Below are 13,220 nucleotides of genomic sequence, written 5' to 3' on the forward strand. Positions count from 1 at the left end.
GGCTGTTCCCGTGCCCAGGGGAGGGCGCAAGGGGAGGGGAACGATGATCCGGAAAGTGATGTTCGTCGGTGGCGCGATGATCTCCGCGCTGGTGCTGGGGACTTCGACCGCGGAGGCGGCCGGTTACCTCATCAAACAGGGACACGATTACGCGCAGTACGAGACCACCCGCGATTTCGCCGAGGTCTGCGACGAGGAGCAGGACGGCAACGGCGTCTACGCCCAGTACAGGCAGAAGATCGGTTTTCTGACTCTTCGCGACAACAACGGTTCGAAGATCGGCTGCGGTCACGCCACGATCCCGGATGTGACGTCGTTCCGGCTCTGCGAGGACGACGCGGGAGACGACAGCTGCACGCCGTGGCGGATCGTGCGCTGACGGCTCAGCCCAGCAGCGCGGCGCCTACTGGCGTGAGATTGTGCAGGACCACGGCTCCGTGGCGTCGGCTGGTGATGAGCCCGGCGTCGCGGAGCACCGTGGTGTGCCGCGAAACCGCGGCCGCCGAAATGCCGAGCCGGTCGGCGAGTTCGCCGCTGGTGGGGCAGCTCGCGACCGCGTACAGGACGGCGGCGCGGGTCCGGCCGAGCAGGGTGGCGAGGTGTTTCGGCAGAGGAGCGGGTTCGTGCTCGTGGGACACCGGGAAGACGAGGACCGGTGGGAGGTCGTCGTCGGCGAGGGCGACCGGGGTGTCCCAGCAGAAGTAGGACGGGACGAGCCGGATGCCGCGTCCACGAAGGTGGAGATCGCGGTCGACGGGGTAGCGCACGGTCAGGACCGGTGCCTCCCAGCGGAAGGCCGGGCGGAGCGACTCGAGCAGGCCGAGGGCGCCGTTCTCGCCGGCGAGGCGTGACCGTACGGCCCGGTCGGTGTCGACCTGGGTGCGCACGGTAGTCCACTGTGGAGCGACCAGGGTGTCGTGGGCGATCCGCAACGCTTCGGTGACCTGATCGAGCGCCGTGCCCGCCGCGAGTCCGTGTGTCCAACTGGGCAGGCGGCGGTGCTGTGCCATCAGCCCGACTTCGCGCCCGAGCCGGTCCGCCGGGGTTCCGCGTAGTGCCGCCAGCCCGGCCTTCAGCCCGCCCTCGGACTCGGCGGGGGTGAGGAAGTCCGGGAAGTACCGGGCCGGTGGCGCGATCGTCTGCAGGAAACGCACCGCCGTCCGGGCGTCGCGTTCCCGCAGTCCTTCCCGCACCCGGCGCCGCCAGCGCGCGAAGGCGGGAATGCCGTCGAGCGTGAGTTTTTGCATGGCAAGAACCGTTTCCCACAGCGGATCCGGTGCGGCCGCGACCCGGACACGGGCCAGGTCACGGTCGGTGAAGTGAACACGAAGCATGACGCCTCCCCCCTGGAGTCGTCATTCATTTATCACATCGGAGGGGACCATGAAGCGTTTTCTGAGCAGGAACCTGCGGCGGGTGGCGACGGCGGCCGTGGTGGCGTCGGCGGCGACGCTGGCGTTCACGGGCACCGCGTCGGCGGCGACGGGCGCGGCCACCGGATCCGGGAACGAGGTCTACGGATCGGCCAACTGGACCTGGACGCTCAGCGGGATGAAGAGCATCAACATGGCCGTGCGGGACACGAAATGCGACGGCAACCCGGTCTACGTGCACTTCGAGGCCGACCTGGGCATGGGGACCATCGGTCAGACGCCGTACCGCTGGAACCAGAGCGGATGTGGCACCACGACCACCTGGAGCAACCTTTGGTACAGCTCGGGAACGAAGCTCAGCCGGGTCCGCGTCGTGGTCTGCGTGGACGACGCGGGTTGGGACACCTGTTATCGGAGCGGCTGGCAGTACAACCCCGAAGCGTAGACTCGTCCCGCTACCGCGCGACCGAAGGACGACGATGAGCCTGCCCTCAGCCGACCGGTTCGTGGATTCACTCGAAGCCGCGTACCGACGGCTGATCGAAAGCGGGGCGGTCTCGCTCAGCGTCGAACACGATGACGATGAGACGGTCGTCCGGGTCGAGCCGGCCGTCCCCGGTCATGCGCCGCGCCTCCTGCTGCGCATGACCGGAAGCACCGGGGACCTGTTCCTCGACGATCTGGACGCGTTCGAAGTGGATTCGCCGGAAGACGGCGAAGAGTTCGCGGCGTTCACGCGGGCGCTGGTCGAGGGGGAGGTCGAGGTGGTCTTCAGGAGGACCTTGCTCGGCTGGCGGCCGGCGGGGGTCGAATGGCCTGGTGGTGAGTGGTCGTTTCCGGGCCTCTTTGGCTGGGCTTTTCGGTCGCGTCGGGAGAAGGTGCGGGGATATTGCTGAGTCCGCCTTGGTGTCCACTGAGGACGGTTCTCGTGGCTTGAGGTCGAGGTGACGTGTTGGCGGACGGCTGGGTGGGTCCGGTTGTGGTGTGCCGGTTCGGGTGGTGTCGCGAAAGCCACTTTCGCGACGTCTGGTGTCCCGAAAGTGGCTTTCGCGACACGCGCGCCGGGGCCGCGCCCCTAGGTCGGCCGCACGTAAAACCAAACGAGCCCCGAGACTGTCCCCTGTGGACAGTAGGTCACTCGGGCATCGTGATCGCGAACGGAGCCGAGACGTCCTCATGGCTGATCAGGAGCAGCGCCGTCCCGTGCCGCGTAGCCTCGGCGGCGAGGAAATCCAGCAGCCGCACGCGGTTCGCCGCGTCGAGCGCCGACGTCACTTCGTCGCAGATCAGCACCGTGGGGCGGGCGAGGAGCGCGCGGGCCACGGCACAGCGCTGGAGCTGGCCGCCGGAGAGCTGGCCGGGGCGCCGGTCGGCCGCGTCGATTCCGAGGCAGCGCAGGGTTTCCGCCGCTTCGAGCCGGGCGTCCGCGCGGCTGAGCCCGCGAAGGAGGCGGGCGGTATCGGCCACCTGGTCGAGCACGTCGCGGAATTCGTCGAAGGACGCGCGGCTGTCCTGATGGACGTATTGGATCGCACGCAGTTGCGCGCGGGTGCGACGACGGGCGAGGCGGGGGAGTGGGACGCCGTCGATTTCGATAGTGCCCGCGCTCGGTGGGGTCAAACCGGCGAGGGCGCGGGCGAGTGTCGTCTTGCCCGCGCCCGAGACACCGGTGAGCGTGGTCCGGCTGCCGGCCGCCAGCTCCAGGTCGAAGTCCTCGACGAGCGTCGTCCGCCCGGCGCGCACGGTGAGTCCGCGAACGACGAGCACCGGCGAGGACGGTGAAGGGGGCGGTGGTCTGTCGGAGCGTACGGGGTCAGTGAGCGTCGGGGACGGCACCAAGCGGTGGTCGCGGAGTTCGGCGACGTCGCCGTCCAGGGCGCGGGCCAGCGTGAGGTCGTGGGTCAGGACCAGCAATGCCGTCCCGGCCCGGGAAAGCTCCGCGAGCCGTGCGGTGAGCAGCGCCCTGTTCGCCGCGTCGAGACCGCTGGTCGGCTCGTCGAGGATCAGCATCCGGGGCCGGTTCACGAGAGTGGTGGCCAGCGCCATGCGCTGCTGCTGCCCGCCGGACAACTGATGCGGGAACCGTCGCCACAAAGCCTGTTCCAGCCCCGATTCCGCCAGTGCGGTGCGGGCCGCCGCCAGCCGCGCGGCACGGCCGTGGTGGCGGAGGGCGGCGAGTTCGGCCAGCACCGGCCCGCAGCGGCGGACCGGGTCCAGTACCGCCGACGGCTGCTGCGGCAGGTGGCCGATGACGCCGGCCCGCGCCCGTCGCAGTTCCGGAGCGGTCCGGACCAGCAACGGGGATCCCTCGAGCATCACCGACCCGGACAGCGCGATCCCCGGGCGGGCCTGCCCGGTCGCGGCGAGGCCCAAGGTGGTCTTTCCCGTGCCGGACGCGCCGAGAACGACGAGTACCCGGCCCGGTTCGAGGGACAGTGAGACGTCGTCGAGCAGAACGGTTTCCCCGGCGCGGGCGGACAGTCCGCTGATCTCCAGGACGGTCACGGGATCACCCGCCTGGCGGCGAGCAGCCGGTCGGCGACGAGGTTCGTGCCGACGCACAACGCCATCAGCAGGGCGGCGGGCACGAGGACCACCGCGGGCGAGGTGTAGAGCGCTTCGCTGTTGCGTTCGATGACCACGGCCCAGTCCGGTGAGTCGGCGGGCAGGCCGAGGCCGAGGAAGTTCGCCGACGCCAGCAGGTAGAGCACCACGCCGAGACGCGTGCCGGCGTCGGTCGCGACGGGACCGGCGAGGTGCCGGGCGACGTACCCGAGCTGGATCCGCCACCACGGTTGTCCTTGCAGGGTAAGGGCTTCCACCGCGGTCCGGCAGCTGGGCGCCAGAGCCGCGGCCCGCACCACGCGGGTGATCGCGGGCAGCTGGAGCACGGCGACGACGGGAATGAGCACGACCGGCCCCCGGTGCCCGGTCGCGGCGAGCACCATGAGCACCAGTAGCGACGGGAAGGCCAGCACGAGATCGAGGGACCGCATCACGGTTTCGTCGGCCAGCCGTCCGCGCCCGGCCGCGACCAGACCGAGCGGTACCCCGATCAGGTAAGCGAGCCCGAGCGCGGCGGCCGTCATGCCGATCACGGGAAAGCCGCCCGCGAGGATCACCGTGAGCGCGTCACGGCCGAGGACGTCGGTGCCGAGTGGATGGGCGCCGTCCGGTGCCTGCCACGGCGCCCCGACCGATTCCACCGGGCCCGCGACCACCGGCCCGGCCATCGCGAGCGCCAGCGGTACCGCGAGGAGGGACCAGCCCAACATCCGTTTCACCACGTGGCACGCTCCCGCTGCGGCGTGAGCCGATGCGCCACGAGGTCCGCGACGAGGTTCCCGAGCACGACCACCCCGGCGAACAGCAGCACGTAACCCTGCACCTGCGGGATGTCCCGGTTCTGCACGGCTTCGACGAAACCCGTGCCGAGCCCGGTGATCGCGAACAGGGACTCGACGATCACCGTGCCGGTCAGCAGGCCTTCGACGGCGCGGGCGAGTTGCTGCACGGCGGGCGCCGCGGCGGCGGGCAGGAGATGGCGCAGCACCACGGTGCGTTCGGGCAGGCCCAGCAGACGCAGGTGCCCGGCCACCTGGCCCCGGGTCTGCTCGGCGATCCCGATCCGGAGTTGCCGGGCGACGTCGCACAGCTGCCGGGCGACCAGCACGATCACCGGCAGGACGAGGACTTCGGGGCGCGCGGTCAGGTCCGTTCCGGCCGCGGTCGCCGGGAGCAGTCCGGTGTAGACGGCGAATCCGGCGACCAGCAGCAGACCGAGGACGAACTCGGGAATGGCGTGCAGGAACAGCGTGACCGCGGTGAGCACCCGGTCGATCCGCGACCCTTCGCGCAGGCCGCAGGTCACCCCGATGCCCAGCGCGAGCGGTACGAGCACGAGCAGGGTCACCCCGGCGAGCACGGCGGTGGCGGCGAAGCGCCGGGTGATCTCGTCGGTCACCGGGGCGCCGGTCACGAGCGACCGGCCGAGATCGCCGCTCACCAGCCCCGAAAGCCAGTGCCCGAACCGGTCGAGGACCGGCTGGTCGAGGCCGAGCCGGTGGCGCACGGTCGCCACCTGCTCGTCGGTGGCCTGCTCCCCGAGCACGACCGACGCCGCGTCGCCGGGGAGCAACGCGGTCACGGCGAACGTCGCGACCAGCACGAACATCGCCTGCAGTATCGCGAAACCCAGCCGCCGGGCGGTGAAACCCGGCACGTCAGGACAGCCGGGCGCGGTCGAACCTCGCCCAGTCGAAGGTGTTCGGCGGCGCGGTCACCAGTCCGGACACCCGCTTCGACGCGCCGATCGTCCAGGTACTGAAGCCCCAGGCGAGCAGACCTCCGGACGCGTGCACGATCCGCTGCGCGTCACCGAACAGTGCCAGCCGGGCGCCTTCGTCCGCGGTGGCCGCGGCCCGGTCCATCAGGGCGTCGAACTCCGGCGAGGCGAAGCCGTTGACGTTGTTCGAACCACCGGTCCGGAAGCGCTGGTTGAGGAACGTCGGCACCGGCAGGGTGGCCGTGCGCGTGAGCGCGGCGACACCCTTGGTCTTGATCTCGCTGAAATAGGTGCTCGACGCGCGCGTGTTCGGCGTGACCTTCAGCCCGATTTCCCCGAGCTGCCGGGAGATCAGCGTGGCCGCGGTGGCGAAACCCGGATCGACGTCACTGGTTTCGACGGCGAAGGCCAGCCCCTCCGCGCCCGCCTCCCGGACGAGCGAGCGGGCCAGCTCCACCTCGCGCCCGCGCTGGGGGATACCGGTGGCGTACCCGCGGAGTCCCTTGCCGAACAGGTCGTTGCCGATCTCGCCTCGGCCGGCCAGCGCGACGCGGTTCAGCGCCTCTCTGTCCACTCCGGACAGTACGGCGCGGACCAGCCTCGGGTCGGCGAACGGCGGCTGCGTGACGCGCAGGATCATGCCCTGCATCGTCGTTCCCTTGGCTTCGAGCAGCGAGACGCGCGCGTCACCGGCCAACCGGGCCGCGGTTCCGGCCGCGAGATCGTGGGCGTAGTCGACCTGCCCGGACAGCAGGGCGTTGACGCGCGCGGCTTCCTCGTTGACCGGAACGAATTCCAGTTCGTCGATACTCGGCGCACCGTCCCAATGGGACTCGTTCTTGCGGAACACGGCCGGGCCGCCGGGGGTGAACGAGACGAACCGGAACGGGCCGGAGCCGACCGGCGCCGTGAAGTCCGTCGTCCCGGCGGGCACGATCTCGGCGCCGGGAGCGCCCCAGCCCGACGGGAACTCGAAGTCGGGAGCGGTCAGGATCAGCTCGATTTCGGTGGGGGACACCGCTTTGCTGCGGCCGAAATCCACCTTCGCGAAGTACTGCCGTGACGAGGAGGCCAGCGCGGGATCGGCGATCCGCCGGAAGGTGTAGAGCACGTCGTCCGCCGTGACCGGACGGCCGTCGTGGAAGGCCGCGCGCCGCAGCCGGATTCGCCAGCGCGTGCCCGAATCGTCGCTCTCCCAGGACTCGGCGAGCCGCGGCCGCAACGAGGTGTCGGCGTTGTAGGCGACCAGCGTGTCGAAGAGCGCCTTGGCCCGCGCCTGGTCGACGAAAAGGGAGACCTGCGACGGGTCCAGGGTCTCCTTCGAGCCGCCCGCGGCGAACGCGACCCTCAACCGGCCCGTGTCCGACGGCGCGGTCCCGCACGCGGCCAACGGCGTGAGAGCGGCCAGGGCGAGGAGCCGCCGGCGGGTGAGCGGATGACGCGTCATAGGAACCTCCGGGACATCGAGCACTGTCCCGGGCGCGCGGCCGCACGTGAACGGGACCCCGCTCCGTACTCCACGACAGTTGGGGCTGGCGGTACCCGGCGGGCAGTCCGGCTCTCGGCACCGGGAGTCCTCCCGGTCCGATCACGGTTGCGGGTCAGCGCCGGATTCACACCGGCTTCCCCCGACGGGCACTTTCTTGCGTTGTGGCGCCCACGGTAACCCATGCCCCTGGTGTGCTACACAGGATCAAGATCACGAAGGGGAGGCCGGTGGACGGGAAACTGGCGGCGGACTGGGTGCGCCGGTGGGACATCCAGCAGGAACGCTACATCGCCGACCGCGAAGAACGCTTCGCCGTGCTGATCGACGTCGTCGAGCACGTATGCCGTGACGTCGCCGAGCCGCTGGTGCTGGACCTCGGCTGCGGCCCGGGGTCGCTGGCCACGAGGCTCGCCGGGCGGCTGCCGCGCGCACGGATCGTCGGGTTCGACAACGACCCCTTCCTGCTCGCCCTCGCCAGGGCCACCCGGCCACGGGAGGCGAACATCGACTACGTCCAGACGGACCTCGCCGAGAGCGGCTGGCTGAAATGGGGGCCGGTCGACGCCGCGGTCTCGACGACCGCGTTGCACTGGCTGCGTCCCGAGCGGCTCGCCGAGGTCTACCGTGACCTCGCCGGAGCGCTCAGGGGAGGCGGTGCGCTCGTCAACGGTGATCACTTCTACGACGAACAGCCTGCCATCCGCGAACTCGCCGAGGTGGTCAAGAACCGGCGGGCGGAGCGTGCCGGCGTCGGCGCCAACGAGGAATGGAAGGCCTGGTGGGCCGCGGCCGCCGCCGATCCCGCGCTGCGGGAGCGGTTCACGGCCGGCGAGTTGCGCGGCATCTCGACCGGCTACGGCAACCGGTTGAGCCCGCAGGAACAAACCAGGCTGCTCCGGGAAGCGGGCTTCGCCGAAGTGGCGCCGGTGTGGCAGTTCGGCGACGACTACGTCCTGGCGGCCCTGCGCTGACCCCGGTCCGGCCGCTCAGGTGGCGGACGGCCGGTGGTCCTGCACGCGGCGGGCGACGGCGAGCACGACAGGCGCCGCGAGCCAGCACAGGTAGGCGGCGGTGTCATCCGTCAGGAACGAGACGGGCACGGAGATCCCGAACACCGCGGCGAGGCAGACGCTGCGCGTCAGGCTCTGGGCGAACACCTTCGGCGGCCCGCCGGTCCCGTACAGGTGTCCGCGCCGGATCTCCCGGATGATCAGCGCGAACGACGCCGAGGCCAGGACCTGCACCATGGCGTACACGCTGAACCGGGGCGGGAAGGCCCCCTCGGCGGTGATGACCCGCGTCGCGAACGGCATCAGGACCTGCATGAACAGCCAGGCCAGGGTGAGGCTGATCAGGCGCCCGTTCAGCGAACGGACGTAGGGGAAGATCTCGTGGTGGGCGCGCCAGTGCGCGGAGATCACCACGAAGCTGAGCGCGAAGGCGAGGTATTCCTTGCCGTGGGCCGAGATCGAGCTCAGCATGGCGCCGGTGGTGTCGCCATGGGGGATCGGGAGATCCAGCGCCAGCAAGGTGAGCGCGATCGCGATCACCGCGTCGGCGAAGATGCCGAGCCGCTCGGCGGCGGCCTTTCCGATCGCGTCGCCGGTCTGTGTCGTCATGGTGGGCACCTCAGGCGGCGATCTTCGCGGCGAGGCGCCGCGATCGCAGGGCCAGGACGATCATGACCGCCGGGAGCAGGATGTCGGTGACGAGCACTCCGCCGGTGTTGCCGGGCGCGTGGTCACCGTTGGCGAACCATTGGTAGACGTGGCCGATCGCGGCTCCCCAGAGGAACATCCCGCCGGCGATGCCGATGGTGAGGCGTTCGCGCGCGGAGGCCGAGGCGGCCCGGAAGCCCAGGACGGCCAGCGCGAGGTTGGCGAAGGCGATCTCGAACATGAACGGCGTCCGCTCGAAGCCGATCGCCGTGGCCATGACGTCCGGGAAGGCGAGGAAGGCGACCGTCATCCACAGGCTGCCGCAGCCGAAAGCGCCGATGGCCCACCAGCGCTGCCAGATTTCGAGCCGCTCCTGAGACGACGTCGCGTGGCGGGCGCGGAGGAAGGCTCCGGCGGCGGGCACGACGACCCAGACCAGGGGGAAGGCGGATTGGGTGAAGTAGTTCATGGCTTCAGTCTTACCTAGTTAATATTAACGCGTCAACACTCATGATAGGGTGACGCCGTGGACGACGGACTCGCGGACCTGCTGCACCGGGTGGTCATGCTGATGGGCGAAGCCGCCCGTCGGCGCGCCGATGACCCCGGCGGTTTGACCTACAGCCAGATACGGCTTCTGGGCACGCTCGAGGAGATCGAGCCGGCGACGCAGCACCGGCTCGCCCAGGCGCTGTCGGTGTCCGACCCGGCGATCAGCCGGGCCCTGCGGCCACTCGAAGCGGACGGTCTGGTGCGGATCACCGTCGACCCCGAGCACGCGCGTCGCCGGCTGGTCCGGCTCACCGACCCCGGCCGGAAAGCCTTCCACGCCGCGGGAAAGCCGCTTTACGACGAGTTGCGCGAAGGGCTCGTCGCGGCGGGCTTTCCGTACGAGCGTTATCTCCAGGACACCGTCCGGCTGGCCGAAATCCTCGCGGCCGACTGAGCGCTATCGCGTTTTTTCCAGCACCAGCGGGGTTTCCGCGGCCGGCAGGACGCGTGCCTTCGCCTTCACTCGCGACAGCGCGACCGCGCACACGATCGCGAAGAGGAGCGGCACCGTGGCCGCCACGACGATGTCCCGCGTCGCCAGCGCCTGCCCGATGAGGACGCCCGCGATCCCCGGCCCGACGATGGAACCGAGCCGTCCCAGCGCGGCCGCCCAGCCCACGCCGGTGGTCCGGGGGCCGGGCGGATAGGTCGCCACCGCGAGGGCCAGCTGGCCGAGCTGCCCCGAAACCACGCCGACCCCCGCACCGGCGAGGCACAGGAGCAACGCGGTGTCGCCGAGGGACGCCTTCGCCGCGATGATCATGAACACGCCGCCGATGGCGGGCATCAGGATCATCGCGCGGGCGATCCCCAGCCGCCCGGCGAGCGGCAGCAACGCCAGGCCACCGATGATGCCGCCGAGGGTGAGGAACGCGAGCCCGAGCGGAGCCTTGGACGGGCTGAAGCCGTATCCGGTGAGCAAGGTGGGGATCCACGAGATCAGGACGTAGGAGGTGATGAAGACGAGGAAGGAGAAGGCCCAGATCAGCGTGGTGGGCAGGCGCAGGCCCGGGTCGAAGAGCCTGCCGATCTTCGCGTCGCTCTTGTCGCCGACGGTCGCCGTGACCGCGGTCCCCTCGGCGGGCAGCAGCCACGCCAGCACGGCGGCGAAGAGCAGCGGGACGATCCCCGCGACGTAGAAGACGCCGTCGCTGCCCACGAGGTTCAGCAGGCGCCCGCCGAGAAGCCCGCCGAGCCCGGCGCCGGCCGCGAGACCGAGGGCCACCGCGATGGAGACCTGCTCCCGGCGGTTCTCGGCGCTGTGTTTCGTGGCCAGGCCGACGGCGGCGGGCACCACCACGCCGAGCCCGACCCCGGTGACCAGGCGGGTCGCCGAAAGCAGCGCGATCGACTCCAGGGGCAGGGTGGCCGCCGTCGCGATGGTGGCCACCCCGAAGAGCACGACGGCACCGATGAGCAGCCGCCGTCCCGGTATCCGCGCGCCGAGGTAACCCGCCGACAGGTAGCCGAACACCACGCCGATGTTGGTCAGCACGACGGCGAGGGTGAACGCGGCCGGCGTGACCGCCCATTCGGCGGCCATCGTCGGGATCGCGAGCGAGAGCGCGGCCGTGTCGAAGCCGTCCAGGAGAATCGCCAGGAAACAGAGGACGACGACCGTCCAGTGCACGGAGCCTGCCCGGGTGGCGCTCATGAGGTTCTCCTGTTCTGGACGTGGCGAGTGGCTTTCGCGACACCCCTCGCTGGAACTCGTGCCCGGCCGGGACGAAAGCATTCGCGGCGAGTGTCCACTGTGGTCATCGCGCGGTGACCTGTCGTCCAGCATAGGGAAATTCAGCACAGGACTGGGGAATCGCCGGCGGAGAAGGCAGTTCAGGAGAACGCCCCGCCGGATCGCGCGTCCGGCGAGTAGGTTCGCCTTGTGGGGTCTGGAACGGAATCGGTGCGCCGCGTGGTGATCGTCGCCTTCGACGGCGCGCAGATACTCGATGTCGCCTGTCCCAGCGGGGCGTTGGAGATCGCGAACTCGCACGGTGCCGCGCCGTCGTATGCCGTCGAACTGGCCACGGTGCACGGGCGGACGACGCGGAGTTCGTCGGGGATCCTGCTCGCCGGTGTCCGGCGGCTGGCCGAGGTGTCGGGGAGGATGGACACGATGCTCGTGGTCGGGGGCGCGGGAACGGAGGCGGCCGCCAGGGACGAGCGGCTGCTGACGCAGGTGCGGCGGCTGGCCGAACGGAGCAGGCGGGTCGCTTCGGTGTGCACGGGGACGTTCGTGCTGGCGGCCGCCGGGCTGCTCGACCACCGGCGGGTCACCACGCACTGGGGATACAGCGAGCAGCTCGCCGCGACTTTTCCCGCCGTGACAGTGGATCCCGCCCCGCTCTACATCCGCGACGGGAACGTCATCACCTCGGCCGGGGTCATCAGCGCGCTGGATCTCACGCTCGCGCTGGTCGAGGACGACCACGGTCCGACGCTGGCCCGCGAAGTCGCCCGTGAACTGGTGACCTATCTGCACCGCCCGGCCGACCAGGCGCAGATCAGCACGTTCCTGGCCGCTCCGCCGCCGGGTAACCGGGTCGTGCTGGATCTGCTGGGATACATCTCCGCGCATCTCACCGAGGACCTGAGCCCGCCGGCGCTGGCGGCGCGGGCCGGGGTCACCACCCGGCACCTCGCCCGCCTGTTCACCGCCGAGCTGGGCAGCACCCCGGCCCGGACCGTGCGCACGGCGCGGACCGAAGCGGCGGCCCAGCTGGCGCGGTCCACCGCGTTGCCGCTCGCCGCGGTCGCGCGGCAATGCGGGTTCGCCTCGGCGGAAACCCTGCGCACGGCGTTCCGCCACCACTACGGGCTGTCCGGGGACAAGCTTCGCAGGATGCCGGACATGCCCCGCCCGATCGTCCCCTGACCGCTCCAGGATTCGCGGCATGAACGATGCGAAGACCACGCGCAGGACAGTGCTGGCCGGGGCCGCGGCGGCCGCGGCGTTCGGCCTCGGCACCGGCACGGCGCAGGCGGAGTCCACGGGCTTGAAGATCGGCATCCTGCTCTACGACGGCTTCAGCCTGCTGGATCCGACCGGCCCCGCCGAGGTGTTGTCCCGGCTTCCCGGCGCGACGGTGACGATGATCGCCGAGCACCGCGGCCCGGTGCGCACCGACACCCGGGACGTCGCGGTGATGGCGGAACGTTCGGTGGCCGAGGTGAGCCGCCTGGACGTGCTGCTGGTCCCGGGCGCGGGCAACCGCGGCACGGTCGCCGCCATGGAGAACCAGGTCCTGCTCGACTGGATCCGGCGCGTCCACCGGCACACGACCTGGACCACGTCGGTGTGCACGGGATCCTTGATCCTCGGCGCGGCGGGACTGCTCCGCGACCGGGCCACCACGTACTGGGCGTCGGCGGACTACCTGGAGAAGACCTTCGGAGTGCGCTACGTGGCCGAGCGGTACGTCCAGGTCGGCAAGGTCGTCACCGCGGCGGGGGTGTCCGCCGGGATCGACCTCGCGTTCCATCTCGCGTCCTTGCTGGCCGGAGAGCGGATCGCGCGCGGTATCCAGCTCGCCGTCGAATACGACCCGCGGCCGCCGTTCGACTCGGGCGACGCCGCGAAGGCGAGCCCGGAACTCAAGGCACTCGCGCTGAAACTGCTCGCCGAGTCGCAGGAGTAGCACGCGGGCGAATCCGATTGTGCTGAAACGCCGTCGACAGATCGGTCCGGGCAGGCGAAGAATGGGAACGTCGACAGAGTACGTGTCGTAGCCTTGTTCGCGTTGTTCCAATGCCCGTACACCAATTGCGACCAGGGGTGGGTCGACGACGGACTACCGTTTCCCGCCGACGACGTGGCGGCGATCTGCCGGTTCCCGGGATGGAAGAGCCCCCCGGGGGAACAA

At 70.7% G+C, this 13,220-nt stretch carries 15 protein-coding genes and 1 riboswitch; of the genes, 7 read left to right on the top strand and 8 right to left on the bottom strand.

All coding sequences use genetic code 11. The features are described from left to right. Positions 1-43 precede the first annotated feature (43 nt). Positions 44-379 carry a hypothetical protein gene (locus H4W30_RS02965; protein WP_192741367.1) on the top strand — a complete coding sequence of 112 codons (336 nt, stop codon included), beginning with the start codon at positions 44-46 and terminating at the stop codon, positions 377-379. A 4-nt stretch (positions 380-383) separates the two neighbouring features. Here H4W30_RS02965 and H4W30_RS02970 read toward each other — a convergent pair whose 3' ends face one another. Next, positions 384-1,334 carry an ArsR/SmtB family transcription factor gene (locus H4W30_RS02970; protein ID WP_192741368.1) on the bottom strand — a complete coding sequence of 317 codons (951 nt, stop codon included), beginning with the start codon at positions 1,332-1,334 and terminating at the stop codon, positions 384-386. A 49-nt stretch (positions 1,335-1,383) separates the two neighbouring features. Here H4W30_RS02970 and H4W30_RS02975 point away from each other — a divergent pair, with 49 nt between their 5' ends. Together H4W30_RS02975 and H4W30_RS02980 are read left to right on the top strand one after the other, a co-directional pair. After that, positions 1,384-1,818 (top strand): hypothetical protein, encoded by a 435-nt coding sequence (locus H4W30_RS02975; RefSeq protein WP_192741369.1) that lies wholly within the window; start codon positions 1,384-1,386, stop codon positions 1,816-1,818. Between the two features lie 61 nt (positions 1,819-1,879). Beyond that, positions 1,880-2,269, top strand: coding sequence for a hypothetical protein (locus H4W30_RS02980; protein ID WP_192741370.1), 390 nt, complete (start codon positions 1,880-1,882; stop codon positions 2,267-2,269). Between the two features lie 238 nt (positions 2,270-2,507). Here the strand turns inward: H4W30_RS02980 and H4W30_RS02985 are convergent, their stop codons facing one another. From H4W30_RS02985 to H4W30_RS03000, 4 genes are read right to left on the bottom strand one after another with little or no spacing between them, the layout of a single operon-like run. Next, positions 2,508-3,878 carry an ABC transporter ATP-binding protein gene (locus H4W30_RS02985; protein ID WP_192741371.1) on the bottom strand — a complete coding sequence of 457 codons (1,371 nt, stop codon included), beginning with the start codon at positions 3,876-3,878 and terminating at the stop codon, positions 2,508-2,510. Then, positions 3,875-4,660 (bottom strand): ABC transporter permease, encoded by a 786-nt coding sequence (locus H4W30_RS02990; protein WP_192741372.1) that lies wholly within the window; start codon positions 4,658-4,660, stop codon positions 3,875-3,877. The genes H4W30_RS02985 and H4W30_RS02990 overlap by 4 nt, the downstream gene beginning before the upstream one ends. Further along, complete coding sequence (locus H4W30_RS02995) at positions 4,654-5,595, bottom strand: ABC transporter permease (protein WP_318780516.1); 942 nt, start codon at positions 5,593-5,595, stop codon at positions 4,654-4,656. Before H4W30_RS02995 ends, H4W30_RS02990 begins: the two co-directional genes overlap by 7 nt. 1 nt (position 5,596) lies before the next feature. Then, positions 5,597-7,105 carry an ABC transporter substrate-binding protein gene (locus tag H4W30_RS03000; protein WP_192741373.1) on the bottom strand — a complete coding sequence of 503 codons (1,509 nt, stop codon included), beginning with the start codon at positions 7,103-7,105 and terminating at the stop codon, positions 5,597-5,599. A 102-nt stretch (positions 7,106-7,207) separates the two neighbouring features. Continuing rightward, positions 7,208-7,331, bottom strand: a riboswitch (cobalamin riboswitch). A gap of 43 nt (positions 7,332-7,374) precedes the next feature. Between H4W30_RS03000 and H4W30_RS03005 the strand changes: the two genes are divergently transcribed. After that, positions 7,375-8,118, top strand: a complete 744-nt coding sequence (locus H4W30_RS03005) for a class I SAM-dependent methyltransferase (protein WP_192741374.1) — start codon at positions 7,375-7,377, stop codon at positions 8,116-8,118. Between the two features lie 15 nt (positions 8,119-8,133). Here H4W30_RS03005 and H4W30_RS03010 read toward each other — a convergent pair whose 3' ends face one another. Together H4W30_RS03010 and H4W30_RS03015 are read right to left on the bottom strand one after the other, a co-directional pair. After that, entirely contained in the window at positions 8,134-8,766 is a 633-nt protein-coding gene (locus H4W30_RS03010) for a TMEM175 family protein (RefSeq protein ID WP_192741375.1), read from the bottom strand. A 10-nt stretch (positions 8,767-8,776) separates the two neighbouring features. Further along, positions 8,777-9,274, bottom strand: a complete 498-nt coding sequence (locus H4W30_RS03015) for a DUF6790 family protein (protein WP_192741376.1) — start codon at positions 9,272-9,274, stop codon at positions 8,777-8,779. 57 nt (positions 9,275-9,331) lie between these two features. On the opposite strand from H4W30_RS03015, the gene H4W30_RS03020 reads away from it, so the two are divergent. Further along, complete coding sequence (locus H4W30_RS03020; RefSeq protein ID WP_192741377.1) at positions 9,332-9,751, top strand: MarR family winged helix-turn-helix transcriptional regulator; 420 nt, start codon at positions 9,332-9,334, stop codon at positions 9,749-9,751. A 3-nt stretch (positions 9,752-9,754) separates the two neighbouring features. Here the strand turns inward: H4W30_RS03020 and H4W30_RS03025 are convergent, their stop codons facing one another. Then, on the bottom strand, positions 9,755-11,011 hold the full coding sequence (locus H4W30_RS03025; RefSeq protein WP_192741378.1) for an MFS transporter: 1,257 nt from the start codon (positions 11,009-11,011) through the stop codon (positions 9,755-9,757). Between the two features lie 258 nt (positions 11,012-11,269). Here H4W30_RS03025 and H4W30_RS03030 point away from each other — a divergent pair, with 258 nt between their 5' ends. Together H4W30_RS03030 and H4W30_RS03035 are read left to right on the top strand one after the other, a co-directional pair. Then, positions 11,270-12,232 carry a GlxA family transcriptional regulator gene (locus H4W30_RS03030; RefSeq protein ID WP_192742400.1) on the top strand — a complete coding sequence of 321 codons (963 nt, stop codon included), beginning with the start codon at positions 11,270-11,272 and terminating at the stop codon, positions 12,230-12,232. 19 nt (positions 12,233-12,251) lie between these two features. Further along, positions 12,252-12,995: a DJ-1/PfpI family protein gene (locus tag H4W30_RS03035; protein ID WP_192741379.1), complete on the top strand. Its 744-nt coding sequence runs from the start codon at positions 12,252-12,254 to the stop codon at positions 12,993-12,995. Positions 12,996-13,220 lie beyond the last annotated feature (225 nt).

Source organism: Amycolatopsis roodepoortensis, from assembly GCF_014873915.1.
Classification (GTDB): domain Bacteria; phylum Actinomycetota; class Actinomycetes; order Mycobacteriales; family Pseudonocardiaceae; genus Amycolatopsis; species Amycolatopsis roodepoortensis.

Bases quoted from the DNA above. Each gene is read 5' to 3' on its own strand.
- H4W30_RS03035 (WP_192741379.1), top strand. From the start codon at position 12,252: ATGAACGATGCGAAGACCACGCGCAGGACAGTGCTGGCCGGGGCCGCG.
- H4W30_RS02965 (WP_192741367.1), top strand. From the start codon at position 44: ATGATCCGGAAAGTGATGTTCGTCGGTGGCGCGATGATCTCCGCGCTG.
- H4W30_RS02975 (WP_192741369.1), top strand. From the start codon at position 1,384: ATGAAGCGTTTTCTGAGCAGGAACCTGCGGCGGGTGGCGACGGCGGCC.
- H4W30_RS03015 (WP_192741376.1), bottom strand. From the start codon at position 9,274: ATGAACTACTTCACCCAATCCGCCTTCCCCCTGGTCTGGGTCGTCGTG.
- H4W30_RS02970 (WP_192741368.1), bottom strand. From the start codon at position 1,334: ATGCTTCGTGTTCACTTCACCGACCGTGACCTGGCCCGTGTCCGGGTC.
- H4W30_RS03025 (WP_192741378.1), bottom strand. From the start codon at position 11,011: ATGAGCGCCACCCGGGCAGGCTCCGTGCACTGGACGGTCGTCGTCCTC.
- H4W30_RS03010 (WP_192741375.1), bottom strand. From the start codon at position 8,766: ATGACGACACAGACCGGCGACGCGATCGGAAAGGCCGCCGCCGAGCGG.
- H4W30_RS03000 (WP_192741373.1), bottom strand. From the start codon at position 7,105: ATGACGCGTCATCCGCTCACCCGCCGGCGGCTCCTCGCCCTGGCCGCT.